The sequence below is a fragment of the Lysobacter sp. Soil_N_51 genome (genome assembly GCF_057655755.1).
On the sequence record NZ_JBDGLR010000003.1, the window covers coordinates 118,236 to 143,986 of the forward strand.

General features: G+C 66.1%; 26 protein-coding genes. 18 read left to right on the forward strand and 8 right to left on the reverse strand.

Translation table 11 applies throughout. The features are described 5' to 3' along the window. Positions 1 to 58: 58 nt before the first annotated feature. Both AC3A4T_RS05950 and AC3A4T_RS05955 read left to right on the forward strand, forming a co-directional pair. Positions 59 to 991 (forward strand): ABC transporter ATP-binding protein, encoded by a 933-nt coding sequence (locus AC3A4T_RS05950; protein ID WP_487674854.1) that lies wholly within the window; start codon positions 59 to 61, stop codon positions 989 to 991. Beyond that, positions 988 to 2,076: an ABC transporter permease gene (locus tag AC3A4T_RS05955; protein WP_487674558.1), complete on the forward strand. Its 1,089-nt coding sequence runs from the start codon at positions 988 to 990 to the stop codon at positions 2,074 to 2,076. Before AC3A4T_RS05950 ends, AC3A4T_RS05955 begins: the two co-directional genes overlap by 4 nt. 75 nt (positions 2,077 to 2,151) lie before the next feature. On the opposite strand, the gene AC3A4T_RS05960 is transcribed toward AC3A4T_RS05955, so the two are convergent. Next, positions 2,152 to 2,595, reverse strand: coding sequence for a hypothetical protein (locus AC3A4T_RS05960; protein WP_487674559.1), 444 nt, complete (start codon positions 2,593 to 2,595; stop codon positions 2,152 to 2,154). 192 nt (positions 2,596 to 2,787) lie between these two features. Here AC3A4T_RS05960 and AC3A4T_RS05965 point away from each other — a divergent pair, with 192 nt between their 5' ends. The 3 genes from AC3A4T_RS05965 to AC3A4T_RS05975 all read left to right on the forward strand — a co-directional run bounded on the left by AC3A4T_RS05965 (position 2,788) and on the right by AC3A4T_RS05975 (position 6,602). Further along, positions 2,788 to 3,195, forward strand: coding sequence for a hypothetical protein (locus AC3A4T_RS05965; RefSeq protein ID WP_487674560.1), 408 nt, complete (start codon positions 2,788 to 2,790; stop codon positions 3,193 to 3,195). A gap of 172 nt (positions 3,196 to 3,367) precedes the next feature. After that, on the forward strand, positions 3,368 to 5,185 hold the full coding sequence (locus AC3A4T_RS05970; protein ID WP_487674561.1) for a DUF1800 domain-containing protein: 1,818 nt from the start codon (positions 3,368 to 3,370) through the stop codon (positions 5,183 to 5,185). Positions 5,186 to 5,207: 22 nt separating this feature from the next. Beyond that, entirely contained in the window at positions 5,208 to 6,602 is a 1,395-nt protein-coding gene (locus tag AC3A4T_RS05975) for a DUF1501 domain-containing protein (protein ID WP_487674562.1), read from the forward strand. A 299-nt stretch (positions 6,603 to 6,901) separates the two neighbouring features. On the opposite strand, the gene AC3A4T_RS05980 is transcribed toward AC3A4T_RS05975, so the two are convergent. Beyond that, positions 6,902 to 7,432: an N-acetyltransferase family protein gene (locus AC3A4T_RS05980; protein WP_487674563.1), complete on the reverse strand. Its 531-nt coding sequence runs from the start codon at positions 7,430 to 7,432 to the stop codon at positions 6,902 to 6,904. 35 nt (positions 7,433 to 7,467) lie between these two features. After that, positions 7,468 to 8,880, reverse strand: coding sequence for a tRNA (N6-isopentenyl adenosine(37)-C2)-methylthiotransferase MiaB (miaB, locus tag AC3A4T_RS05985; RefSeq protein WP_487674564.1), 1,413 nt, complete (start codon positions 8,878 to 8,880; stop codon positions 7,468 to 7,470). Positions 8,881 to 9,049: 169 nt separating this feature from the next. Between miaB and AC3A4T_RS05990 the strand changes: the two genes are divergently transcribed. The 6 genes from AC3A4T_RS05990 to AC3A4T_RS06015 all read left to right on the forward strand — a co-directional run bounded on the left by AC3A4T_RS05990 (position 9,050) and on the right by AC3A4T_RS06015 (position 14,825). Then, positions 9,050 to 10,069, forward strand: coding sequence for a lytic transglycosylase domain-containing protein (locus AC3A4T_RS05990; protein WP_487674565.1), 1,020 nt, complete (start codon positions 9,050 to 9,052; stop codon positions 10,067 to 10,069). Between the two features lie 416 nt (positions 10,070 to 10,485). Then, positions 10,486 to 11,106, forward strand: a complete 621-nt coding sequence (gene petA, locus AC3A4T_RS05995) for a ubiquinol-cytochrome c reductase iron-sulfur subunit (RefSeq protein ID WP_487674566.1) — start codon at positions 10,486 to 10,488, stop codon at positions 11,104 to 11,106. A gap of 3 nt (positions 11,107 to 11,109) precedes the next feature. Beyond that, complete coding sequence (locus AC3A4T_RS06000) at positions 11,110 to 12,369, forward strand: cytochrome b (RefSeq protein ID WP_487674567.1); 1,260 nt, start codon at positions 11,110 to 11,112, stop codon at positions 12,367 to 12,369. Positions 12,370 to 12,529: 160 nt separating this feature from the next. Next, positions 12,530 to 13,189 carry a cytochrome c1 gene (locus tag AC3A4T_RS06005; RefSeq protein ID WP_487674855.1) on the forward strand — a complete coding sequence of 220 codons (660 nt, stop codon included), beginning with the start codon at positions 12,530 to 12,532 and terminating at the stop codon, positions 13,187 to 13,189. Between the two features lie 174 nt (positions 13,190 to 13,363). Next, positions 13,364 to 13,999 carry a glutathione S-transferase N-terminal domain-containing protein gene (locus tag AC3A4T_RS06010; RefSeq protein ID WP_487674568.1) on the forward strand — a complete coding sequence of 212 codons (636 nt, stop codon included), beginning with the start codon at positions 13,364 to 13,366 and terminating at the stop codon, positions 13,997 to 13,999. A gap of 334 nt (positions 14,000 to 14,333) precedes the next feature. After that, positions 14,334 to 14,825 (forward strand): ClpXP protease specificity-enhancing factor, encoded by a 492-nt coding sequence (locus AC3A4T_RS06015; RefSeq protein ID WP_487674569.1) that lies wholly within the window; start codon positions 14,334 to 14,336, stop codon positions 14,823 to 14,825. Between the two features lie 285 nt (positions 14,826 to 15,110). Here AC3A4T_RS06015 and AC3A4T_RS06020 read toward each other — a convergent pair whose 3' ends face one another. The 3 genes from AC3A4T_RS06020 to AC3A4T_RS06030 are packed head-to-tail and all read right to left on the reverse strand — an operon-like array spanning position 15,111 to position 16,619. Next, on the reverse strand, positions 15,111 to 15,434 hold the full coding sequence (locus tag AC3A4T_RS06020) for a DUF3301 domain-containing protein (protein ID WP_487674570.1): 324 nt from the start codon (positions 15,432 to 15,434) through the stop codon (positions 15,111 to 15,113). Between the two features lie 40 nt (positions 15,435 to 15,474). Continuing rightward, positions 15,475 to 16,353 carry a carboxylating nicotinate-nucleotide diphosphorylase gene (gene nadC, locus AC3A4T_RS06025; protein ID WP_487674571.1) on the reverse strand — a complete coding sequence of 293 codons (879 nt, stop codon included), beginning with the start codon at positions 16,351 to 16,353 and terminating at the stop codon, positions 15,475 to 15,477. Beyond that, positions 16,350 to 16,619 carry a Trm112 family protein gene (locus AC3A4T_RS06030; protein ID WP_036101886.1) on the reverse strand — a complete coding sequence of 90 codons (270 nt, stop codon included), beginning with the start codon at positions 16,617 to 16,619 and terminating at the stop codon, positions 16,350 to 16,352. Before AC3A4T_RS06030 ends, nadC begins: the two co-directional genes overlap by 4 nt. Positions 16,620 to 16,683: 64 nt before the next feature. Between AC3A4T_RS06030 and purE the strand changes: the two genes are divergently transcribed. From purE to AC3A4T_RS06045, 3 genes are read left to right on the forward strand one after another with little or no spacing between them, the layout of a single operon-like run. Further along, positions 16,684 to 17,223, forward strand: a complete 540-nt coding sequence (gene purE, locus AC3A4T_RS06035; protein ID WP_487674572.1) for a 5-(carboxyamino)imidazole ribonucleotide mutase — start codon at positions 16,684 to 16,686, stop codon at positions 17,221 to 17,223. Then, entirely contained in the window at positions 17,220 to 18,359 is a 1,140-nt protein-coding gene (locus AC3A4T_RS06040) for a 5-(carboxyamino)imidazole ribonucleotide synthase (RefSeq protein WP_487674573.1), read from the forward strand. The genes purE and AC3A4T_RS06040 overlap by 4 nt, the downstream gene beginning before the upstream one ends. Then, the gene (locus AC3A4T_RS06045; protein ID WP_487674574.1) at positions 18,356 to 18,931 is read left to right on the forward strand and encodes a hypothetical protein; all 576 of its coding nucleotides are present in this window, start codon (positions 18,356 to 18,358) and stop codon (positions 18,929 to 18,931) included. Before AC3A4T_RS06040 ends, AC3A4T_RS06045 begins: the two co-directional genes overlap by 4 nt. 59 nt (positions 18,932 to 18,990) lie before the next feature. On the opposite strand, the gene AC3A4T_RS06050 is transcribed toward AC3A4T_RS06045, so the two are convergent. Next, complete coding sequence (locus AC3A4T_RS06050; RefSeq protein WP_487674575.1) at positions 18,991 to 19,158, reverse strand: hypothetical protein; 168 nt, start codon at positions 19,156 to 19,158, stop codon at positions 18,991 to 18,993. A gap of 236 nt (positions 19,159 to 19,394) precedes the next feature. Next, positions 19,395 to 19,973, reverse strand: a complete 579-nt coding sequence (locus tag AC3A4T_RS06055; RefSeq protein WP_036101893.1) for a superoxide dismutase — start codon at positions 19,971 to 19,973, stop codon at positions 19,395 to 19,397. Between the two features lie 192 nt (positions 19,974 to 20,165). Between AC3A4T_RS06055 and grxD the strand changes: the two genes are divergently transcribed. The 4 genes from grxD (at position 20,166) to AC3A4T_RS06075 (ending at position 25,600) form a co-directional block, all read left to right on the forward strand. Next, positions 20,166 to 20,486: a Grx4 family monothiol glutaredoxin gene (gene grxD / locus AC3A4T_RS06060; RefSeq protein ID WP_487674576.1), complete on the forward strand. Its 321-nt coding sequence runs from the start codon at positions 20,166 to 20,168 to the stop codon at positions 20,484 to 20,486. Next, a complete protein-coding gene (locus tag AC3A4T_RS06065; protein WP_487674577.1) occupies positions 20,483 to 21,241 on the forward strand; it encodes an SDR family NAD(P)-dependent oxidoreductase in 759 nt (252 codons plus the stop codon). Before grxD ends, AC3A4T_RS06065 begins: the two co-directional genes overlap by 4 nt. 28 nt (positions 21,242 to 21,269) lie before the next feature. Beyond that, entirely contained in the window at positions 21,270 to 21,863 is a 594-nt protein-coding gene (locus tag AC3A4T_RS06070) for a MarC family protein (RefSeq protein ID WP_036101900.1), read from the forward strand. A 449-nt stretch (positions 21,864 to 22,312) separates the two neighbouring features. Further along, entirely contained in the window at positions 22,313 to 25,600 is a 3,288-nt protein-coding gene (locus tag AC3A4T_RS06075; RefSeq protein WP_487674578.1) for a TonB-dependent receptor, read from the forward strand. The last annotated feature ends 151 nt before the right edge of the window (positions 25,601 to 25,751 follow it).

Sequence of the window (25,751 nt, forward strand, 5' to 3'; positions counted from 1 at the left end):
CGCCGACTCCGATCGCACGCCGGCCGCCGATCAAGCGCCCGCGATCAACGCCCGCGGCATGAGCAAGCAGTTCGGCGAATTGCGCGCGGTCGACGACGTCGACCTGACCGTGCCGCGCGCCTGCGTGTACGGCTTCCTCGGCCCGAACGGTTCGGGCAAGTCGACCACCATCCGCATGCTGTGCGGTTTGCTGACGCCGAGCGCGGGCGAGATCGAAGTGCTGGGCCTGAAAATTCCCGAACAGGCCGAAGCGCTGCGCCGGCGCATCGGCTACATGACCCAGAAGTTCTCGCTGTTCGAAGACCTCACCGTGCGCGAGAACCTGGAATTCCTCGCCGCGGTGCAGGACATTCCGAAAGCGAAAGCGCGCCAGCGCATCGACGAACTGGTCGAGCAATACCATTTCGCCGATCGCCAGAAACAGCTCGCCGGCACCATGAGCGGCGGCCAGAAGCAGCGCCTCGCCTTGGCCGGCGCGGTGATTCATGGCCCGGAACTGTTGTTCCTGGACGAGCCGACCAGCGCGGTCGATCCCGAATCGCGCCGCGACTTCTGGGAAAAACTGTTCGAACTCGCCGACGCCGGCACCACCTTGCTGGTGTCGACGCATTACATGGACGAAGCCGAACGCTGCCATCGCCTGGCGATTCTCGACCAAGGCCAGCTGGTCGCCGACGGCACCCCGGCCGAATTGACCGGCGCGCTCGCCGATCGCGCGATCGAAGTGCGCGCCGCGCAACCGCGCAAGGCGCAGCGGGTGCTGGTCGGACTGCCCGGCGTGCTCAGCGTCGCCCAGGTCGGCAACAGCCTGCGCGTGCTGCTGGCCGATGCGCACACCGCCGAGCAAAGTCTGGAACAGGCGTTGCGCGACGCCGGACTGCCGGCCGAAGTCGACAAGGCCAAGCCCAATCTCGAAGACGTGTTCGTCTCGGCCACCCGCGGCCACGAACCGCCGACGCCGGTCCAGCAAGCAACGAAGGCCACGCCATGAAACTGCGCCGTCTGTGGGCGATCGTGCTCAAGGAAATCCGCCAACTGCGCCGCGACCGCATCACCCTGGCGATGATCGTGATGATCCCGGTCGGGCAGCTGGTGTTGTTCGGCTACGCGATCAACCTCAATCCGCGCGGCCTCAATGCCGCGATCGCCGATCAATCCAACACCGCCGCCTCGCGCGCGCTGGTCATGGACATGCTCGCCACCGGCGTGATCGCGCCGGTCGCGCAGGCGCGGACCCCGCAGCAACTGGTGGAAATGCTGCGCCAGGGCCGGATCAGCGTCGGCGTGCATGTGCCGCCGGATTTCGAGCGTCGCCGCATCGACGGCCGCGAAGTCGCCCAGGTCATGGTCGACGGCAGCGACACGGTGGTGCAGAGCGCGGCCGCGCAACTGGCGCAGTTGCCGATCGACAGTTCGGTGACCGCGCCGCGCAAGGTGGCGCCGATCGGCGTGGTTGCGTTCTACAACCCGCAGCGGCGTTCGCCGGTCAACATCGTGCCGGGCCTGATCGGGGTGATATTGACCATGACCATGGTGATGTTCACATCGGTGGCGATCGTGCGCGAACGCGAGCGCGGCAACATGGAATTGCTGATCACCACCCCGGTCAGTCGCACCGAACTGATGATCGGCAAGGTGTTGCCGTATGCGGTGATCGGCCTGATCCAGACGACCGTGGTGTTATTGCTGGGTACGTGGTTGTTCGCGGTGCCGATCAAGGGCAGCGTGCTCGACGTCTATCTGGCCGCGGTGCTGTTGATCCTGGCCAATCTGGCTTTGGGCCTGATGATTTCGACCAAGGCCGCCTCGCAGTTCCAGGCCATGCAGATGACGGTGTTCATCCTGCTGCCGTCGATTCTGCTGTCGGGTTTCATGTTCCCCTACGCCGGCATGCCGGTGGCCGCGCAATGGCTGGCCGAAGTGTTGCCGATGACCCATTTCCTTCGCTTGATCCGTGGGGTGATGCTGCGCGGCGCGAACCTGTGGGAACTGTGGCAGGACGTGCTGTATCTGTCGGTATTCATCGCGGTGATGATGAGCGCGGCGGTGACGCGTTTCAGCAAGCGTCTGGATTGATCGCCGCGAATGCGCGTCGTGTTCAATCCGGACGCCGCGGATGCGGCGCCCGGATGGATTCATGCCGCCGCGCGCTCAGCGCGACTTGGTGGAGCTGACGCCCTTCTCGCTGATGCTCTTGCCCGCGGGTTCGGTGACCAGGCCGAGGCTGCCCCTGGCGTCGAACGACGCCGTGGCGACGTCGGCGGCCCTGGCCGGCGCGGCCTGCACGTCGCGAACCTGCGCCGCGGTCGCGGCACCGGCCTGCACCGCGCGGGTCGGCCGCACGCCGCCCGAGGTGCTGCCGGGATCGACGCCGATGTCGCCGGTGACTCTCAGTGTGGCCGGTTTGCACGGCGATCCCACCACCAGCTTGCCTTCCCAGCGGCCGTTGCTGCCCGGCGGAATCGGCTTGCCGTCCTCGCCGACGCAGCCCCAAGAGCCATCGGGGTTGTGAACCACGGTGCCTTCCTTCGCCCAGGCCGGACCGGTGACGATCGCCAACAACAAACCGATGCAAAGCAGTGCGTACTTGCTCATGGCGTTTTTTCCTTAAAACTGCGGAGGGTGTGGGGTGGACGTGTTCTATCACCCGCGACCGGCGCAGCAAGACCTGCCGAAATAAGTTGTTAACTTAAAGTTAATTGCGCGGACAGGCCGCGTTCACGCTGCGTCGAACGCCGTAACGCGGCGGCCCAAAAACGGATTGCGTCGAAGAGAGAGGACACCGCGATGGAAACGAATTCACGCAAGGTTTCGGGCTCGCGCTTCAATGCGAACCCGATGCGCGAGTCGAAGCGCGCACTGCCCGTGGTGCTGGCGTTCGCGGCCGTGGTCGCGCTGATTGTCTGGTCGATGTTGCGCGAGTACCGACTCAGCGGCGATGAGTTCAAGCGCGTGCTCAATCCGGCCGTCGGCAATTCCTACGGGTACTGGCTGCTCTACCGTCGCGACCGCGGCTTGTACTGTTTCAAGACTCCGCATCCGATCTACTTTCCCGATTGGCGTTACTGCGTGCCGCAGACCGAGATCGAACTCATCCGCGACGGCAAAGCGGTCGAGGTGAACGACTATCTCGGCGTCGGCGACGTGGTGCTCAAGCCCGATCGCTATCCCGGGGCGAAACGCGAAGTGCTGTGAGCCGGCCGTAGCGATCACGCGCCGGCGATGACGATTGTCACCGGTATCGGATTTCGTGATTTCCGATCCGGATTCCCGGCGTCGGCATGACACCGAGTGTGTCGCCAATCAAGCTTCGGCCTCGAGCGCGCGCCTAGCATCGAGCGCGAACTGCCAGCCTGTGGGGGCCGCAATGAACTCGATATTTCTGCGCGCTGCGTGGATGGGCATGCCGCGCGTGTTGTTGGTGCTGGGCCTGATCGTCGCCTTGCGCGCAGTGACGCCGACACCGGATTACGCGGGCCCCTATCCGGGAGCGGCGGACCGAGCGGACGGCTCGGCAAGCGCATCAGGCGCGGCACCCGCGCCGCGCGTAGTGTCGGACACCGTGGCCAGCGACGCCGAAGCGGCGCGCTTCCTGTCGCAGGCGACCTTCGGCCCGACCCTGGAAGACATCGCGCGGCTGCGGCAGATCGGTTACTCGGCCTGGATCAACGAACAGGTCGGTTTCCCGGTGTCGTCGCAACTGACCTTCATGAAGAACGCCGCGCAGCGCACCGGCGACAGCGTGCGCCGCGACTGGCGGCTGGATGCGTGGTTCGTCAACGCGCTCGGCGGCAAGGACCCGATCAAGCCCACCGTGGTGCATCGCGATCAACTGCGGCAGCGGGTGGCGTTCGCGCTCAGCGAAATCTTCGTGGTGTCGGATGCGAGCTCGGATCTGCTCGGCAATGCGCCGCATGGGATGACCCATTACTACGACACGCTTGCGCGCGATTGCTTCGGCAATTTCCGCACCCTGCTGGAAGACGTGACCCTGCATCCGGTGATGGGCATCTACCTGTCGATGATGCAGAACCAGAAACCCGACCCGGTCAACAACATCCGTCCCGACGAAAACTACGCGCGCGAAGTGTTGCAGTTGTTCAGCGTCGGGCTGGTGCGGCTCAATGCCGACGGCACGCCGCTGCTGGACGCGAACCAGCAACCGATCCCCGCCTATGACCAGGACACGGTCAAGGGCTTCGCCCATGTGTTCACCGGCTGGACCTTCAACGGCTGCCAGGCGCAGGGCTATTTCGATTGCTATTACTACGATTCCAGCGCGCCGGCCTGGGTCACGCCGATGGAGAACCAAGCCGCGTATCACGCCTCCGCGCAGGCGAAGCAATTGCTGAACTACACCGGCGTGTCGCTGCCCGGCGGCGTACTCGCGGCCGGCGGCAGCGGGCGTGGCGATCTGGACGCGGCGCTCGACAATATCTTCCAGCATCCGAATGTCGGGCCATTCATCGGGCGTCAGTTGATCCAGCGGCTGGTCACCAGCAATCCGAGTCCGGCCTACGTCGGCCGCGTAGCCGCGGCGTTCAACGACAACGGTCAGGGCGTGCGCGGCGATCTGCGCGCGGTCGTGACCGCGGTGCTGATGGACGCGGAGGCGCGCGATCCGGCCTCGCAGCCCGAGCATTTCGGCAAGGTGCGCGAGCCGATCCTGCGCCTGACCCATCTGTGGCGCGCCTTGAAAGCGAAATCGAAGTCGGGCTTTCTCGACGAGTTCTGGACTCTGGACGGCAACCTCGGCCAATCGCCGATGTACGCCTCATCGGTGTTCAATTTCTTCAGCCCGCGCTACAGCCCGATCGGCGAGCTCTCGCAACTGCAACTGGCCGCGCCGGAACTGCAACTGGCCACCGACTACATGCTGCCGGCCAACGAAAGCTATCTGATGCGCAAGATCTTCGATGCGTATGTCGGCAATCCCGGCGGCATCGGCGACGACGAGATCGCGATCGACCTCAGTCGCGACGTGGCGCTCGCGACCAATCCGGGCGCGCTGATCGATCGCTACAACACCTTGTTCCTGTCCGGGCAGATGAGCGCATCGATGCGCCAGGTGTTGCTGGAACGGCTCAACGGCATGCCGGCCAACACCACCGCGGCCAAGCGCGAGCGGGTGCAGGAAGCCTTGTACCTGATCGTCAACTCGCCCGAATACGTGGTGCAGAAGTGATGCGTCCCTGGAGGGCACTGTGATGAAACGTCGTGAATTCCTGCGCAATGCGATCCTGACCTCGCTCGGCGGCGCCGGCCTGTATTCGGCGCTCGGCAATCTGCGCCTGGTCGAGGCGGCGACGCGCGCCTACGGGCCGGCCAGCTTCGACGACTACAAGGCGCTGGTGTGCGTGTTCCTGTTCGGCGGCAACGACTCGTTGAACATGGTGATTCCGCGCGACAGCGACCATTACGCGCAGTACCGCAGTGCCCGCGCGACCCTGGCGGTGGAGCGGGATCAATTGCTGCCGCTGCTGCCGCAAACCGGCGGTGGTGCGTCCGACGGGGCCGACTACGGATTGCAGGCATCGACCGGCGGCGAGGACACCGTGGGCATGAGCGGTCTGCAAGGCCTGTTCAACAGCGGCCACGCGGCGGTGCTGGGCAATGTCGGCACGCTGATCCGGCCGACCCGCAAGATCGATTACCTCAATCACGCGGTCGAGCTGCCGCCGCAGTTGTTCTCGCACAACGATCAGCAGCAGTACTGGCAGGTGTCGCGCACCGGCGATGGGCGCAACCTGGGCTGGGGCGGCCGCATCGCCGATCTGCTCCACGACGCCAATCCCGATGCGTTCATTCCGATGTCGGTGTCGCTGAATTTCGAAAGCATCCTGCAGCGCGCCGGCAACGGCAGCCAGTATGTGATCGGCAACGGCGGGCCGCGCTATTTCAGCCGGTTCGAATGGGACGGCGACAGCCGGCGCGCGTTCCTGGCGCTGATGGCGCCGAACGCGCAGCCGCATGCGTTCGGTCGCAGCTACGCCACGTCGTTCCGGCGCGCGCGCGAGAACGCCGATGCGGTCGGCACCGCGCTGGATTCGTCCTCGGACCTGCAGACCGTGTTTCCGAACAGCGACCTGGCCGAGCAGCTCAAGATGGTCGCGCGCATGATCAAGGTGCGCGAGGTGCTGGGCCTGAAGCGGCAGGTGTACTTCGTGTCGATGGGCGGCTTCGATAATCACGATCGTCTGCTCAGCGAACAGCCGGCGCTGCTGTCGCGGCTGTCGCAGGCGCTGACCGCGTTTCACGCCGCGACCGTCGAACTGGGCGTGGCCGACAAGGTCACCGCGTTCACCGCCTCTGATTTCGGCCGCACCCTGTCGTCGAACGGCGACGGCTCCGATCACGGCTGGGGTGGGCACCACTTCGCCGTCGGCGGCGCGGTGCGCGGCGGGCGGTTCTTCGGCACGATGCCGACCCTGGTCAACGGCGGCGACGACGACGCGGGCTGGGGGCAGATCATTCCGACCACCGCGGTGGATCAGTATGCGGCGACGCTGGCGAAGTGGTTCGGAGTGGCGGATGCGGATCTGGATCTGATTTTCCCGAACCTGGGGAATTTCGCGGTGCGCGATCTTGGGTTTATGGCTTGAGCGTTCGGGCTTGCGACCTAGCCTGCATTGCTGGTGGCCCTCCAGGCCGTCATTCCCGCGAAGGCGGGAATCCAGCGACTTTGAGCGCACTTGCACGAAGGTTTGCGGAAGCTCGCTTCATGAGCTGACTCAGCAAATGGATATGCGAACTAAAGTGACTGGATGTTCGGCTTTGCCGAAGTAAAGCGGAGCCCGCGTTCGCGGGAATGACGGTAGGTGGGTTTCGGCGGGTCTGGCACCATCAACAAGCCCGTGGCTGCGATCGCAACCACAACGACAGCCAAAAGCAAAGCCGTTCCTCAAAGCACCCGATGCATCACCAGCACATCGACCATTCCTAGCAGGTCATGCCGGAACGCGCCCGGCACCCGCCCGACGATCGCGAAGCCATGCTTTTGCCACAGATGCACCGCGGCGCTGTTGCTGCTGACCACGTAGTTGAACTGCATCGCCAGGAAGCCGGCGTCGCGGGCCTGGGCCAACGAGTGTTCGCATAGCGCGCCACCGATGCCCTGGCCCCAGGCGCGTTCGGCGACCATGTAGCTGGCGTTGGCGACGTGGTCGCCGCGGCCGAGTTGGTTGGGGCCGAGTTTGTAGCAGCCCAGGACTTCGCCCGCTTCGGATTCGGCGATGAAGCTGCGATACGGCGGCGAGGTCCACATCGCCTGCGCGCGCTGCATCGACAGATCGGGCGGGTAGTTGTAGCTCTCCCCGCGCGTCAGCACTTCGCCGAAGATCGGCCAGATCCGCGGAAATTCGTCGGCGCCGATCTCGCGAATGACAACATCGGGTACGGCTTGCTTACGAATAACCGCGTCGCGAATGACCAAGTCGCGCTCCATGCCTTTGCTCTGACGCCCGCGACTCACGCCGCGGCTTGATCGCCGCTCAACTGAATCCGTCCGCGCAGCGAATTCGACAAAGCCTGCGTGATCAGCACGTCGACGAACTGGCCGATCAGCCGCGGCGGGGCCGGGAAATTCACCGAGCGCATGTTCTCGGTCTTGCCGGTGAGTTCGTTCGGGTCCTTGCGCGACGGGCCTTCGACCAGCACGCGCTGGACGCTGCCGACCATGCTTTGCGAGATGCGCAGCGAATTGGCGTTGATCGTCGCCTGCAGACGCGACAGGCGCGCATGTTTCTCGGCGTCGGTCACGCTGTCCTCCAGATCCGCGGCCGGGGTGCCGGGGCGGCGCGAGTAGATGAAGGAGAACGACTGGTCGAAACCGACGTCCTCGATCAGCTTCATGGTCTTTTCGAAATCCGCGTCGGTCTCGCCGGGGAAACCGACGATGAAGTCCGAGGAGATCGAGATGTCCGGACGCACCGCGCGCAGCTTGCGGATCTTCTGTTTGAACTCCAGCGCGGTGTAGCCGCGCTTCATCGCCGACAGGATGCGGTCGCTGCCGGCCTGCACCGGCAGGTGCAGGTAGTTCGCCAGTTGCGGCACGTCGCGGTAGGCCTCGACCAGCGAATCGCTGAATTCCAGCGGGTGCGAGGTGGTGAAGCGGATGCGGTCGATGCCGTCGATTTCGGCGATGGTGCGGATCAGCAGGCCCAGGTCGGCGATCTCGCCGTCTTCGCCGTACGGCCCGCGGTAGGCGTTGACGTTCTGACCGAGCAGATTGACCTCGCGCACGCCCTGCGCGGCGAGTTGCGCGACTTCGACCAGCACGTCCTCGAACGGACGGCTGACTTCTTCGCCGCGGGTGTAGGGCACCACGCAGAACGAGCAGTACTTGCTGCAGCCTTCCATGATCGAGACGAACGCGCTCGGCCCTTCGGCGCGCGGCTCGGGCATGCGGTCGAATTTTTCGATCTCGGGAAAACTGATGTCGACCTGCGGCAGGCCGGTGTCGCGCTTGGCGCGGATCAGCTCGGGCAGGCGGTGCAGGGTCTGCGGGCCGAACACCAGGTCGACGTAGGGCGCGCGCTTGACGATCGCCGCGCCTTCCTGCGAGGCGACGCAGCCGCCGACGCCGATGATGACCTGGCGATCGCCCTGCTTGTGCTGCTTCCAGCGGCCGAGCTGGCTGAACACCTTTTCCTGGGCCTTCTCGCGGATCGAGCAGGTGTTGATCAGGATGACGTCGGCTTCGCTGGCGTCGGTGGTGAGCTCCAGGCCGTCGCTGGCGGCGAGCACGTCGGCCATCTTGGCCGAGTCGTACTCGTTCATCTGGCAGCCGTGGGTCTCGATGAAGAGCTTCTTGGCGCCCGGCATGGAAGGGCGGGCGGCGTCCGCGGCGGGCGCCGTGGGCAGGGGATGCAGGTCGGTCATGGCGGTCCGGGTCCGGGAAGGGCGGCGGTTAATCCGCGCCGGAGTGGCTAGGTGCAGCGGGGCGTCAGTGTAGCCGCTAGCCGGCGCGGGTGGGTCCAGGACGCGCCGCAGGTCACGTTTTCGAATCAAGGGCTTGGCAGGCCCGGCCGGGCAGGGGACACTCCGCCGAATGAGGGGGAGCTCGCTGCTGTTGGGACTGGTCTGCCTGTTGGCGTTCGCGCCGGCGGGTGCGGGCACCATTTGGCGTTGCGAGACCGCCGCCGGCGAGCGCAGCTACGTCAGCAAGAAGGTCAAGGGCGCGACCTGCACGGTCGCCAGCTCCTACAGCAATGCCGCCCGCCGGCCGCGCAACCCGACCCCGGTGTCGTACGCGCCGCCGGCGCCGGCGATGGGCGCGGTCACCGCCGGCGCGGGAACGGGCGGGGTGCCGGTGTCGGCCCATAACAACCCGCCGGCCACGTTCAACGGCGCGGCCGCGACCATGGCCGCGGCCGGGCTGCGGCCCGGCGCGGCCGCTCCGACGGCTGGGGATGCAGGCGCCAGCGCGGCCGCGATCGCGCCGGTCAGCGCGCCGGTGCAGATTCCCAAACCGCAGCAAGCGCCGACCCGGCTGGTCCAGGGTCAGGTCTATTCCTATATCAAGGATGGCGTGCGCCACTACACCAGCAAGCGGCCGCAGGGGCTGGCCAACGCCAGCGCGGTGCGGACCATCCGCTACAGCTTCATCGAGACCTGCTTCGCCTGCGCCAGCCAACCCGGGGTCAACTTCGGCACGCTGCGTCTGAACACGGCGGCGTTCTCGGCCGAGATCGCCGCGGCCGCGCGCCAGCACGGGGTCGAGGAAGCGATCGTGCGCGCGATCATCCACGCCGAATCGGCCTACAACCCCAATGCGATTTCGCGGGTCGGCGCGCAGGGGCTGATGCAGCTGATGCCGGCCACCGCGCGCCGGTTCGGGGTCGGCAATGCCTTCGACGCCAACCAGAACATCCAGGGCGGGGTGCAGTACCTGGCCTGGCTGCTCAAGCGCTTCAACGGCGACCTGACCCTGGCCGCGGCCGGCTACAACGCCGGCGAGGGCGCGGTCGACAAGTACCGCGGGGTGCCGCCGTACGCCGAGACCCAGCGCTATGTGCAGCGGGTGGCGGTGCTGGCGCAGCGCTATCGCTCGGCGGTGGTCGCGCGCTGAATGCGGTTTCGGTCGGCCGACCTGAGTCGTCGAGTTCCGGCCGATGCGGTTCGTGGTCGCGTGCAAGGCCGCCGTCGAGGCTGAAATACCGGCGATGCGGCCGATCGCGCACCGCGCGGCGGCGCGATGCCCACGCAACCCGTGCCGGGTGCGGTGCCGTTCTCCCGCTGCTCCTGCCCGCCCTTGACCGATTAAACGCGAATAAGCCGCCTTTTGCGGCCCCGACGGCGGATATCGCCGCCGCCGCGAGCCACCGCGTCGTGGTTTTGCAATACCGCCGATTGTCGCGCCCTTAACGGTTCCGCTACACTTCCCCGTCTTTTGTGCCGCCAGCCTTTCGCCAGTGGTTAAGCAGTTCCCCATGGTGCCCGGTCGGTGCGGCGTAACTTCGAATTGCAGCTTTCGCGGAGTGCCGGATGGCCAACCAAGGGGTCCACGATCCTATTAACACGGGCCGACGTCGGTTCCTGACGGCGACCACGGCAGTGGTCGGTGCGGTCGGGGCCGGTTTTGCGGCGGTACCCTTCATCAAGTCCTGGAACCCCAGCGCGCGCGCCAAGCTCGCCGGCGCGCCGGTGACCGCGGACATCAGCGCCCTGGCCGAGGGCCAGCGCCTGGTCCTGGAATGGCGCGGCCAGCCGATCTGGATCGTCAAGCGCTCCGACGCGATCCTCAAGGCGCTGCCGACCCTGGACGGGCATCTGCGCGATCCGAAGTCCGAAAATCCGGATCAACAGCCGGCCTACGTCCGCGAAGCCAATCCGGAACTGCGTTCGATCAAGCCCGGCATCTCGGTGCTGGTCGGCCTGTGCACCCACCTGGGCTGTTCGCCGGAAATGAAGGCCGAGATCCGGCCCGAAGCCTTCGACCCCGAGTGGAAGGGCGGCTACTTCTGCCCCTGCCACAAGTCGCGTTTCGACATGGCCGGCCGAGTGTTCCAGGGCGTGCCCGCGCCGACCAACCTGCTGGTGCCACCGCACTACTACGCAGACGACAACACCATCATCATCGGCGTTGATCCGAAGGGAGCGGCGTAAGTCATGTCCAACATCCTTACCCGAACCGCCAACAACGTTTTCGATTGGGTCACCGCTCGCGCGCCCGGCATGATGCCGGTCTACCGCAAGCACATGACCGAGTACTACGCGCCGAAGAACTTCAACATCTGGTACTACTTCGGCTCGCTGGCGCTGCTGGTGCTGGTCAACCAGATCGTCACCGGCATCTTCCTGACGATGCACTTCAAGCCGTCCGCGGCCGAAGCGTTCTCGTCGGTCGAATACATCATGCGCGACGTGGAGTGGGGCTGGCTGATCCGCTACATGCACTCCACCGGCGCATCGCTGTTCTTCATCGTCGTCTACCTGCACATGTTCCGCGGCCTGCTGTACGGCTCGTACCAGAAGCCGCGCGAGCTGGTGTGGATCCTCGGCATGCTGATCTATCTGGTGCTGATGGCCGAAGCCTTCATGGGTTACGTGCTGCCGTGGGGCCAGATGTCGTTCTGGGGCGCCAAGGTCATCATCTCGCTGTTCGGCGCGATCCCGGTGATCGGCAACGGCCTGACCGAGTGGATCATGGGCGACTACCTGCCCGGCGACGCCACCCTCAACCGCTTCTTCGCCCTGCACGTGATCGCGCTGCCGCTGGTGCTGTTGCTGCTGGTGGTGCTGCACCTGGGCGCGCTGCACGAAGTGGGTTCCAACAACCCCGACGGCGTCGACATCAAGAAGGGCCCGAAGGGCAACCGCTGGGACGCGAACAAGCCGCTCGACGGCATTCCGTTCCACCCGTACTACACGGTCAAGGATCTGGTCGGCGTCGGCTTCTTCCTGATCATCGCCGCGTTCATCATCTTCTTCGCCCCGGCGATGGGCGGCTGGTTCCTCGAGCACGACAACTTCACCGAGGCCAACCGTCTGGTGACGCCGGAGCACATCAAGCCGGTGTGGTACTACACGCCGTACTACGCGATGTTGCGCGTCATCCCCGACAAGCTCGGCGGCGTGATCGTGATGTTCGCGGCGATCGCGATCCTGTTCCTGGTGCCGTGGCTGGACCGCTGCAAGGTCAAGTCGGTGCGTTACCGCGGCTGGATCAGCAAGTTCATGCTGATGCTGCTGGCGGTGTGCTTCGTGTGGCTGGGCAAGATCGGCGCCGGTCCGGGTACCGACCCGGTCGAGACCATCATCGGCCGCGTGCTGACCTTCCTGTACTTCGCCTTCTTCATCACCATGCCGCTGTGGACCAAGCTCGACAAGACCAAGCCGGTGCCGGAACGGGTGACGATGCATGACTAACTCCAGTACCCAGGTCCGTCTGCAAGAGTCCGCGGCGGTTGCCGCCGACTTTCCAAACAGCCAGCCTCTGCAGAAGAATCGCATCGTGAAGAAGCTCGCCACCTTCGTCGCCGGACTGCTCGTGTCGGCCACCGCCTTCGCTGCCGGCGGCGGCAACCTGATGCAGTCGGAGACCGACCTGAGCAACCGCGCCTCGCTGCAGCGCGGCGCGCAGCTGTACATGAACTACTGCTCGGGCTGCCACTCGCTCAAGTACCTGCGCTATTCGCGCATGGCCGAGGACCTGGGGCTGACCGAAGAAGAGGTGATGAACAACCTCAACTTCACCGGCGCCAAGTTCGGCGAGCAGGTTCAGGTCAACATGACCGCCGAACACGCCAGCCAGTGGTTCGGCAAGATGCCGCCGGACCTGAGCGTGATCGCGCGCGTGCGCGGCAGCGACTGGATCTACACCTACCTCAACGAGTTCTATCTCGACGAGACCCGTCCGCTGGGCTGGAACAACAAGCTGTTCCCGAACGCCTCGATGCCCAACCCGCTGTGGGAACTGCAGGGCCTGCAGCACGCGGAATACGGCGAGCTCGACAAGGCCACGGGCGAACGCCCGGTCCGTGCGCTCAAGGTGACCCAGCCCGGCAAGCTCGACGCCGAAGGCTTCAAGACGGCCACGCGCGACATCACCACATTCCTCGAGTACGCCGGCGAACCGGCCGCCCTGAAGCGCCAGAGTCTCGGCGTTTGGGTGATCCTGTTCCTGGCGTTGTTCACCTTCATCGCGTATCTGTTGAAGACCGAGTACTGGCGCGACGTGGAGCACTGACGTCGTTCGACTGGAAAACCCACGCCACAAGCGTGGGTTTTCCGCTAGGGTGTCGGCTCCACCGAGTCGACAGCCTTGGCAAAGTCCAATGCAGGCTCGAGGCCGTGATGACCTTCCACAGCGGGTGGGGGGCGTCTTGCGACTGGCGGATTCCGGTCGTTGGAGAGGTCGATGATGGCGGCGAGCCCCCGTATGCGTAATGCACTGACTCTGTTTTCGTCCACCGATTGCGTGCTGTGTCATCGCGTCCGGCTGGTACTGGCGGCCAAGGGCGTCACCTACGACCTGATCCCGGTCGACCCGCAGAATCCGCCCGAAGACCTGGTCGACCTCAATCCCTATCACTCGGTGCCGACCCTGGTCGAGCGCGATCTGGTGCTGTATGCGGCCAGCGTCGTGTGCGAGTACCTGGACGAGCGCTATCCGCATCCGCCGCTGATGCCGGTCGATCCGCTGTCGCGCGCGCGTCTGCGCCTGGCGATGCTGCGGCTCGAGCACGACTGGGTGCCGCAGGTGCAGGCCATCCAGATGGGCAACAAGGCCCAGGCCGAGGCCGCGCGCAAGCGGCTGAAGGAACTGCTGACCGCGTCGGTGCCGCTGTTCAAGGCCAGCAAGTTCTTCCTGAACCCGGAAATGAGCCTGGCCGACTGCGCCATGGCGCCGATCATCTGGCGCCTGCCGTCGTTGGACGTGCCGTTGCCGAAGGACGGCAAGGCGATCGAGGACTACGGCAACCGGATCTTCCGCAACCCCGGTTTCACCCGCAGCCTGACCGACCAGGAGCGCAAGCTGCGCGAGTTGCCGGGTTGAAGGCCGGGATTGGGGATTCAGATTCGGGATTGGGAAAGCGAGAAGCGGGTTCGCGGCGACGGAGATTTCGTGGGTGGAGCTTCAGACTCGATGTCTTTAGTTCCGAATGCGCCGCAGCGTCGTTGTTCTGAATATCAATCCGTCTGAAATCCTTGCCGGATAGATGAAGCATCAGTTGCGCGGGCAGGACAGGCATCGCTTCGTTGTCGCCGGACTCGCCCCTAATGCAGTCAGCTCGCAATCCGCCGCCGACGGGCGTTCGTCGCCGAACGCGGCGCCGCGTGAATGCGCTCCTGGCCGCCTGCCGGCCGGTGCTTTAGCTTAAAATGCGTATATGACCGAAAGCAGCACGCCGATGACCAGCCACCGCCCCTATCTGTTGCGGGCACTGTACGAATGGATCGCCGACAACGGCATGACCCCGCACCTGCTGGTCGATGCCACGCGCCCGGCGGTGCAGGTGCCGGCGCATGCGGTCAAGGACGGCAAGATCGTCCTCAACGTCGCCGCGCGCGCGGTCTCGCATCTGGAAATGGGCAACGACCTGATCCGCTTCAGCGCCCGCTTCGGCGGCGTCAGCCATGCGGTCTCGGTGCCGGTCGGCGCGGTGCTGGCGATCTACGCCCGCGAAACCGGTCAGGGCATGGCCTTGCCGGAAGACAGCAGCATGGAAGAGTCGGCCTTGGACGAAGGCCAGGACGAAACCGAGACGGGTTCGCCGCCGGTGTTGAGCGCGGTGCCGAACGATCCGGCGCCCGAGGGCGACGACGACGGCCCGCAGCCGCCGTCGCCGCGTCGCGGCGGGCATTTGCGGATCGTCAAGTAAGTCTTGCGGTTTCCTTCCCTCGCTTACGGCGAATGATTGAAGGAAAGGCGGAGCCGCGAAATTGCCCTTGGACTACTTCGCCGCAGAGGCGGAGGGCTGCGTCGCGGCCGAAGGTCGAACTGTCTTGCTTGATCGATGCTGCGTGCCCTCACCCCAGCCCTCTCCCGCAAGCGGGAGAGGGCGACAGATGGAGATGCGAGGTAAGTGAGCTGCCGCTGCTTTTTCCTTCTCCCGCTTTGCGGGAGAAGGTGCCCGAAGGGCGGATGAGGGCGCGGCCCGAAGCGCCTAGTGCAGCTGCGACGGCTCGCGCGTGATCGGCCCGCTGAACGCGATCAGCCGCTCGCCGCGCAACACCAATCGGCCGACATGGCGGTCTTCGCCGTCGATCGAATAATCGAAGCGGAAGGTGCGCTCGAAACCGAGCCAGCCGTTCTCGCGCCGGATGACCTTCAGCCCGATCGCGTGCACGCTCTGATCGAGCCATTGCACCCCGGCCGCGCGGCAGGCGTCGCGGCCGACCGCTTCGGCGCGTTCGGCGGCGGCGCGGCCGGCGCTCCAGAACGAGAACGCGGCGGCGCCGAATATCATCAGGAAGATCAGGCTGGGCATGGCGAATGTCTGGCGGCGGCGAGGGGCAAAGCCAAGGGCCTCAGCCCGGCGGCGGACCGAGTTTCAACGAAAGATCGATCGCCCGCACATGTTTGGTCAGGCCGCCGATCGAAATGCAGTCGACCCCGTCCTCGGCGATGGCGCGCAGCCCGGCCAGGTCCACGCCACCGGAGACTTCCAGCGGAATGCGCCCGTCGAACGGCGCGGCGCGCGCTATCCGCACTGCTTCGCGCCGGGTCGGCGCATCGAAATCGTCGATCAGGATGCGGTCGCAGCCCTCGCTCAAAGCTTCGCGCAGCTGCTCCAGCGATTCGACCTCGACGATCAGCGGCAACTGCGGATGCTTGGCGCGTGCTCCGCGAATCGCCGCGGTCAGCGAACCGGCCGCGCGCACGTGGTTTTCCTTAAGCATCACCGCGTCGTACAAACCGATGCGATGGTTGACCCCGCCGCCGACCCGGACCGCGTACTTCTGCGCCAGGCGCAGGCCGGGCAGGGTCTTGCGGGTGTCGAGGATGCGCGTGCCGGTGCCTTCGACCGCCGCGACATGGGCCGCGGTGGTGGTGGCGGTGCCCGACAGGGTCTGCAGGAAATTCAGCGAGGCGCGTTCGGCGCTGACCAAGGCGCGGGACCGGCCTTGCAAGGTCGCAAGCACCGTGCCCTTGGCGACCCGGTCGCCTTCCTCGACCCGCCAGTCGATCCGCACGTTCGGATCGAGCGCGCGATGGCAGGCATCGAACCACGGCCGTCCGCACACCACCGCGTCTTCCTTGCACAACAGGTAGGCGATGTCGGCCGAATCCGGCAGCAGGTCGGCGGTGACGTCGCCGCCGCCGAGGTCTTCGGCCAGCGCGTCAGCCACGTCGGCCTCGATTTCGGCCGAGGGCGGCGGGGTCAGGTCGCGGACGGGCGCGCTCATGCGCTCGGGAAGTCGCTGACTTGGGCGGTGGCGATGGCGTTTTCCGAATCCAGCAGCGGAATGCCGTCGTCGACGATGTAGACGATCTTGCGGTCGCGGGTGATCAGCGCTTCGCGCAGCGCCTCGGATTGGGCCTCGCCGCCGCCGCGGACCAGGCCGCCGGCCGCGATCGCGGCGTTGAGCGCCTGCAGGCCGCGGCTTTCCAGCGGGAACAGCGGTTGGCGGGTGGTGGGGCAGACGAGCAGGTCGAGCAGTTTGCGATCCATACGGTGCGGTGCCGGTACGACGGGACAGGGCGTTAGAATACGTCTTTGCGCCAAGGCACGCCCCATGTCCCCAGCCCAGTCTTCCGCTTCTTCGTCCGACTCCCCGTCGAATGCACCGCCGCCGCTGGTCGGCATCGTCATGGGCTCGCGCTCGGACTGGGAGACCATGCAGCACGCCGCCGCCAAACTCGAGGCGCTGGGCGTGCCGCACGAAGTCCGGGTGGTTTCGGCGCATCGCACGCCGGACGTGTTGTTCGAATACGCCGACACGGCGGCCGCGCGCGGCTTGCGCGCGATCATCGCCGGCGCCGGCGGCGCGGCGCATCTGCCGGGCATGCTCGCGGCGAAGACCGCGGTGCCGGTGCTCGGCGTGCCGGTGCAGTCCAAGGCGCTCAACGGCATGGACTCGCTGTTGTCGATCGTGCAGATGCCGGCCGGCATCCCGGTCGCGACCTTCGCCATCGGTAATGCCGGCGCGGCCAACGCGGCGCTGTTCGCCGCGGCGCTGCTGGCGTCGGAACACCCCGCGATCGGCGCGGCGTTGAGCGCGTTCCGCGCGCGCCAGACCGACGACGTGCTCGCCCACGACGACCCGCGCCAATGACCACCGTCGGCATTCTCGGAGGCGGGCAGCTGGCCCGCATGCTCGCGCTTTCCGGCGCGCCGCTGGGCTTGCGTTTCCTGGTGCTCGACAGCGCGCAAGACGCGTGCGCCGGCCAGTTCGCGCCGATGGTGGTCGGCGATTACACCGATCAGGCCGCGCTCGACCAGTTCGCCTCGAACATCGACGTGGCCACCTTCGATTTCGAAAACGTGCCGGCCGAGTCCGCGCACTGGCTGGCCGAACGCCGGCCGGTGTTTCCGAGCCCGCGCGCGCTGGCGGTCGCTCAGGATCGTCTGGCCGAAAAAACCCTGTTTCTCGATCTCGGCATCCCGGTACCGGATTTCGCCGCGATCGGCACGCGCGAATCGCTCGACGCGGCGCTGCTCAAGATCGGCACGCCGTGCATCCTCAAGACCCGCCGCCTGGGCTACGACGGCAAGGGCCAGTTCCGCATCAAGACCCCGGCCGACGCCGACGCGGCCTGGGCCGCGCTGGGTCCGCAGGCCGACAAGGTCGGTTTGATACTCGAAGGTTTCGTCGCGTTCGAACGCGAGCTGTCGGTGGTCGCCGTGCGCGGCCGCGACGGCGAATTCCGCGCCTGGCCGATCACCGAGAACTGGCATGTCGACGGCGTGCTGTCGGCAAGCCTGGCGCCGGCGCGCGTCGACGACGCGCTCAGCGCGACCGCGATCGGCTACGCGAGCAAATTGGCCGAAGCGCTGGATTACGTCGGCGTGTTCGCGCTGGAACTGTTCTGCCGCGACGGCGTGCTGCTGGCCAACGAACTCGCGCCGCGCGTACACAACTCCGGCCACTGGACCATCGAAGGCAGCGAAACTTCGCAGTTCCAGAACCACCTGCGCGCCGTGCTCGGCCTGCCGCTGGGCGACACCCGCGTGCTCGGCCACGCCTGCATGCTCAACTGGATCGGCGCGATGCCCGATGCGAACGCGGTGCTGAGCGAAGCCGGCGGGCATTGGCACGATTACGGCAAGTCCTCGCGCGAAGGACGCAAGGTGGGACATGCGACCTTGCGCGCGGATTCGCCGCGGGAACTCGCCGACGCGCTGCGACGTGTCGGCGATTCGCTCGGCCGCCAGGAACAGGTCGCGCCGGTCATCGCACGGCTGGGATGACGGCCGCGGGTTGGTTTCATCGCCCGCCGCGCAGGCCGTGGTGGCTGGCGAAATACGGGACGGCGTTGTTCGCGACGCTGCTGATCGGCGGCATCGGCGTGTTGTTCGTGTACGACATGCCGATGAACGTCGGTTATCACAAGGCTTTCGCTTGGCTATGGGCGCCGTGGCTGCTCGTCGTGGCGGCGTTCGCCGCCCGCTACTGGCCCTGGTTGCGCTCGGGCCGGCCGGGTTGGAGAGGCCCGCTGCTGGCGGTCGTCATGTGGCCGATGTTGATGCTGGCATCGGCGCCGTATCTGTTGCTGATCAATTCGTTCGCCGACCACGGATGGGCCGTTTATCGCGGGCCGGTGATCGATAAACACATCGCCGGTGTTCGTTCGCGCGCATCGGTCGTGACGATTCGCGATACCGGCGGACGCGGCGAACTGTCGGTCGCGCTGGCGCCGGCGGATTACCAACGCGCCCGCATCGGTCAGATCATGCAGTGCCGCTACCGCATCGGCGTGTTGCGCATCCCATTTCGCTGGCGCCGTGCCGATTTCGGCCCGGCTTGCGCACGGGTGGACTAGCGAACCCCCATCAAGACGTGGGACGGAAGCGGTGGATCGTCACGCTGTGTGGCCGAGCGTCAAAGACGGGTCTGATCCGCCACCGCTTTCGCCTCGCACGCCTGCGCTGAGGCGAGCTTGCGCATCTGCAGCATCAAGCCGATCAGATACGCCAACGAATACACGATCAGCACCGCGGCCAGGCCGAGGGTGAGCGGACTCGGCCAACGCAGCAAGTGCGTTCCCACGCCGTCCTGCGGCCGGATCGCTGAGTCTTCCCGATAACCCCCTGTAGGAGCGGCGCAAGCCGCGACCGCGAGGTTGCCGGTTGCGGCGCAAGTAGGTAGCGGGCGTCGTTGTCGGACGTTCGCGGTCGCGGTTCGCGCCGCTCCTACAGGTAGGCCATGCGGCACCAATCTGGCAATCCAAAACAAAAACGGCCGGGTTGCCCCGGCCGTTTCGGTAACGCGATGACGCCGTCGGCTTACTTCAGGTTCGCAGCCACGAAGTCCCAGTTGACCAGGTTCCAGAACGCCTCGACGTACTTCGGACGCGCGTTGCGGTAGTCGATGTAGTAGGCGTGTTCCCACACGTCGCAGGTCAGCAGCGCGGTGTCTTCGCCGGTCAGCGGGGTGGCCGCGTTCGGGGTGCTGACCAGGGCCAGCGAGCCGTCCGGACGCTGCACCAGCCAACCCCAGCCCGAGCCGAAGGTGCCGACGGCGGTCTTGGTGAACTCTTCCTTGAACTTGGCGAAGTCGCCGAAGGCCTTGTTGATCAGTTCGGCCAGCTTGCCGGTCGGCTCGCCGCCGCCCTTGGGCGACAGGCAGTTCCAATAGAAAGTGTGGTTCCAGATCTGCGCGGCGTTGTTGAACATGCCGCCCTGGGACTTCTTGATGATCTCTTCCAGCGACAGCGAGGCGAACTCGGTGCCTTCGATCATCTTGTTGAGATTGTCGACGTAGGCCTTGTGGTGCTTGCCGTAGTGGTAGTCGATGGTCTCGCCGGAGATGGTGGGTTCGAGCGCGGTGCGGTCGTAGGGCAGGGCAGGCAATTCGATGGCCATTGGCGGGCTCCTAGATTCGAGAGGGGGCTGGCTAGCGGAGGGGCGCCGCGGCCGCTGTTCCGCCGCCGGGACGATGGAGTTCCGGGGCCGACGCGTCGGCGACGCCATGAAGGCTTACAATTCATATTCTATCCCCACGTTTCGTTGCCTAACCGTCAAGGTCGGCAACAAACCTCGTCAGGAGCAGTACCCATGTCCGTTATGGAACGGATCCAGGCCGAAGTCGAAGCCCATCCGATCGTCCTTTTCATGAAGGGCACCGCGCAGTTCCCGATGTGCGGCTTCTCCAGCCGCGCGGTGCAGGCGCTCAAGTCCGCCGGCGCGACCAAGCTGCATACCGTCAACGTGCTCGAAGACGCCGAAGTGCGCGCCAATCTGCCGCGTTATTCGAATTGGCCGACCTTCCCGCAGTTGTTCATCCACGGCGAGCTGATCGGCGGGTGCGACATCACCCTCGAGCTGTTCGAGTCCGGCGAACTGGCGCGCATGATCAGCGAGACCCAGTCGCAGTGAGTTCGACCGCCACCAACGCCGCGGGCGATGCCCACGCGCCGCACGCCCTGGCCGGGCGGGTGGTGCTCGTCACCGGTGCCAACGGCGGGCTGGGTTCGGCCGCGGCCGGCGCCTGCGCGGACGCGGGGGCGACGGTGGTGCTGCTCGGCCGCAAGCTGCCCAAGTTGAACAAGGTCTACGACGCGGTGGCCAAGCGCGGTCCGGAGCCGTTGCTGTACCCGCTGGACCTGGAAGGCGCGCAGCCCGACGACTACGCCGAAATGGTCGCGCGCATCGACAGCGAGCTGGGCCGGCTCGACGGCGTGCTGCACTGCGCCGCCGATTTCCCCGGCCTGACCCCGCTGGCGCAGACCGACCCGGCCGCGTTCGCGCGTGCCGTCCACGTCAACCTGACCGCGCCGTGGTGGCTGTCGCAGGCCTGTCTGCCGCTGCTGGCCAAGGCGCCCGATGCGGCGCTGGTGTTCGCGCTGGACGACCCGCAACGGGTCGGTCAGGCCTATTGGGGCGGCTATGGCGCCGCCCAGCACGCGCTCGCCGCGCTGGTCGGCATGCTGCATGCCGAACTGCTCAATTCCAGCATCCGCGTGGCCGGACTGCGACCGGGCCCGATGCGCACCCCGCTGCGCGCGCGCGCCTATGTGGAAGACAGCGACCGCGCCGCGCGCGATCCGTCCGCGTACGCGCAGGCGTGTGTGAGCTTGTTGTCGGCCGACGGCGCGGTGCATCGCGGCCAGGTCTGGTCGCCGGTTCCGTGACTGCAACGCTGACAACGGCTGCGCCGCCATGACCATCGCTTCGGCGGCGCTGCTGCTGTTCATCATTCTCGATCCGCTCGGGAACATTCCGGTGTTCCTGAGCCTGCTGCGCGGGCTGCCGCCCAAGCGCCAGCGGATCGTGCTCGCGCGCGAATTATTGATAGCGCTCGGCGTGCTGATGCTGTTCCTGTGGGGCGGCAAGTACGCGCTGGAGCTGATGCACCTGCGTCAGGAATCGGTCTCGATCGCCGGCGGCATCGTGCTGTTCCTGATCGGCATCCGCATGATCTTCCCGCCGCCGGAAGGCCTGATGGGCGAGATCCCGGACGGCGAGCCCTTCATCGTGCCGATGGCGATCCCGCTGGTCGCCGGCCCTTCGGGCATGGCCGCGGTGATGCTGATGGGCAGCAACGACCCCGCGCGCCTGGGCGACTGGAGCCTGGCGCTGATGATCGCCTGGGGCGCGACCGCGGCGATCCTGTTCTCGGCGACCTTGTTGTACAAGCTGCTAGGCCGCCGCGCCCTGATCGCGATCGAGCGCCTGATGGGCATGCTGCTGGTGGCGATTTCGGTGCAGATGATCCTGGACGGGTTCGCGGCGTTTTTGCCGGGGCCGCCTTGAGCCGGGATTCGGGATTGGGGATTCGGGATTGGTAAGAGCAACAGCTGAGAGGCCCGCCGTGAGGCGGGCCTTTTCATGCGGCAGGCGGGTGGCTCGGCTTTCCACCGAATCCCTAATCACGAATCCCCAATCCCGAGCGGGCGCCCATACGCCCCAGCACGCAACCAGGCACCCCAAGGGCGCCCGCTTATACAACTTTGCCGTGCGTGCCGGTTCAGTTGTGGCCGCCATCACCGTGTGACAAGGCTTGATGCCGGTCACGTCTCTGTCACACAGCGTCCCTAGCCTGTTAAACTGCTGTTAACCCGGCGGGCCACTGGTCGCGCGGGTAGGGGCTAGCCAATCCAAATCTTCGTGCAAGGCTGCGGCGCAGAGCTGCGCCTGCCGATAATCCGCCACGCATTTCACGTCCTGAGGCCACCGTAATGACCCATCCGAACCGCGTCCGCATGTCCAAGCTCACGCTTGGCCTGCTCGCCGTACTCGCCACCGCTCCTGTCTTCGCGCAGTCCACCTCCGCTGGCGTCGCCGGTCGCATCACCAGTGCCGATGGCCAGCCGGTCGCCGGTGCCGTGGTGACGATTACCCACTCCGAGTCGGGCACGGTCAGCCGCGCTACCACCGGCGACGACGGCCGCTACAACGCGCGCGGTCTGCGCGTCGGCGGTCCCTACACGATCACCATCAGCAAGGACGGCGGCGGCACCGCCACCCAGGATGGCGTGTACCTCAGCCTCGACCAGGTCGGCAACGTCGACGCGCAGCTCGGCCAGGTCGCCACGCTCGACGCGGTCCAGGCGGTCGCGTCGGCTTCGCTGAAGACCTTCAACGCCGACAACAAGGGTCTGAGCACCAACCTGTCGCGCGTCGAAATGGACCGCATGCCGTCCCCGGACCGCTCGATCCAGAACATCGTCCGCGCCGATCCGCGCATCGTCATCACCGACCGCGACCGCGGCGCGTTCTCGGCCGCGGGCCAGAACTTCCGCTACAACAGCATCACCATCGACACCGTCAACGCCGGCGACCCCTTCGGCCTGAACGACAACGGCCTGCCGACCAAGGGCACGCCGATCTCGCAGGACGCGATCGAGAGCTACAACATCTCGACCGCCAACTTCGACGTCGCCACCCGTCGCGGCGTCGGCGCGTGGGTCAACGCGGTCACCAAGAGCGGTACCAACGACTTCCACGGTTCGGTGTACTACACCTACCAGAATGCCGACGACATGATCGGCAAGAACGAAGCCGACCGTAAGTGGACCGGCTTCACCAAGGACTCGACCATCGGCGCCACCCTCGGCGGCCCGATCATCAAGGACAAGCTGTTCTTCTTCGCCTCGTACGAAGAAAGCACCAAGACCAGCCCGGGCGCGATCTGGGGCCCGCAGGGTTCGGGTTCGACCAATGAAGTCATCGGCCTGAGCCAGGCCCAGGTCGACGCGATCAGCGCCGCCGCGTCCGCCAAGGGTCTGACCCCGGGCAGCTCGTCCTCGGCCAACGCCGACATCGAAGCCAAGCGCGGCCTGATCAAGTTCGACTGGAACATCAACGATTTCCACCGCGCCAGCTTCCGCATCAGCCGCACCGAAGAGCTCGAGCCGATCATCGTCCAGGGCAACACCTCGCGCCTGAACCTGTCGAGCAACTGGTACGTGTTCGACAAGACCAGCACCTCCTACGCGCTGAGCCTGTACGACGACTGGACCGAAAACTTCTCGACCGAAATGTCGATCGGCTACAGCGACTTCAAGCAGACCCGCGGCCCGCTGACCGGCGGCTACCAGCCGGAAGTGACCGTGCGCACCAGCGGCGCCGACACCGGCCCGGCCGTGGTCATGGGCACCGAGTTCTCCAGCCAGGCCAACGATCTGGCGGTGAAGTCCTGGAACGCCTACTTCGCCGGCAGCTGGTTCATCGGCGACCACGTGGTCAAGGCCGGTCTGGACTACCAGAGCGACGAGCTCTACAACCTGTTCCTGCAGAACTACAACGGTTCCTACGAGTTCAACTCGATCGCCGACTTCCAGAACGGCACCTACCGCCGTTACCGCGTCAACGTGCCGGCGCCGGGCTACAGCCTGGGCAACGTCGCGGCCGAGTTCAAGATGAAGCAGTACGGCTTCTTCCTGCAGGACACCTGGCAGGTCAACGACAAGCTGTCGGTCCAGTACGGCGTGCGTTACGACATCCCGAAGATCGATCGCGATCCGACCTTCAACCCGTGCTTCGCCGCCGCTCCGGGCACCACCGGCGACCTCGGCCCCTGCGGTCTGCGTCGTAACACCGGCACCGCCAACGTCAACTCGGCGTTCGGCGGCTACGGCTTCAGCAACCAGGGCACGATCGACGGCAACGGCGCGATCCAGCCGCGCTTCTCGTTCAACTACGCCTTCGACACCGAGCGCTTCACCCAGTTGCGCGGCGGCGCGGGTGTGTTCATCTCCAACACCCCGGCGGTGTGGGTGGCGAACCCGTACTCCAACAACGGCGTCGCGGTGGCCAGCTACGACATCAACCGTCGCCGCGTGGCGACCGATCCGGCGTTCAGTTCCGACCCGTTCAACCAGAACCTGCCGGGTTCGCTGACCAAGCCGGGCCTGGGCAGCACCCAGATGAACGTGAGCGTGGTCGATCCCGACTTCGACATCCCGAAGGTCGCCAAGTACACCCTCGGCCTGGATCACCAGCTGCCGTGGTGGGACATGGTCGTCAGCGCCGAGTACCAGTACCTCGACACGCTCAAGGGCATCAGCTACCAGAACATCAACCTGGGCGCGCCGACCGGCGTGCTGCCGGACGGCCGTCTGAGCTACGCCCGCTTCCCGAACCAGGCCCCGGGCAGCGCCAACACCACGCGTTGGAACGCCAACCCGTCGTTCGGTCAGCAGGTGATCTATCTGACCAACACCGACAAGGGTCATTCCGACAGCTTCACCCTGTCGTTGAAGAAGCCGTTCGCCGACAACTGGAGCGCGATGATCGGCTACACCTTCAGCCGCGCCACCGACGTCAACCCGGGCACGTCCTCGGTCGCCAACTCGAGCTTCCAGAACCGCTCGTGGATCAACCCGAACGACGATTACGAGTCGATCTCGAACTACTCCATCCCGAACCGCATCATCGCGTCGGTGACCTGGGAGAAGGCGTTCTTCGGCGACTACAAGACCAACGTCTCGGCGTTCTACGACGGCCATAGCGGCGCGCCTTACAGCTGGGTCTTCGGCAACGACGTCAACGGCGATTCCTACACCCGCGATCTGGCCTACATCCCGGCCGGCCCGAACGACGTGTCGTGGGCGCCCGGCGTGACCGATGCGATGAAGCAGTCGTTCTTCGATTACATCGCCCAGAACCCGGAACTGGCGCGTTACCAGGGCGATATTTTCAAGCGCAACGCCGGCCGCGCGCCGTGGGTCAACCAGCTCGATCTGTCGATCAGCCAGGAAATCCCGGGCTTCATGAAGGAGCACAAGGGCCAGATCCGTCTGGACATCTTCAACGTGCTCAACATGATCGACAAGAGCTGGGGCGTGGAGCGTCGCGCCGACTTCCCGCTGGAGCGTCGCCTCGCCGACGTGCGCGGCGTCGACGCCAACGGCAAGTACATCTACGACATCTCCACCGCGACCTACAACGTCGGCGGCAAGTACACCCCGGCGCGTCTGCCGGTCAACGAAAGCTTCAACCCGTCGCAGCGTTGGTCGCTGCTGCTGACGCTGCGCTACACGTTCTGATCGGCACCGCCGACGCGAACCAGTGAAACGGCCGGGGGCGACCCCGGCCGTTTTTCTTTTTATGGGGCCGTGGGTTTCGCGGCCGGACAGGGTGGGGCGGCACGGCCGCGGACCGGTCCGGCGCGCGCCACGGCCGCCGCAGCCGCAGAGC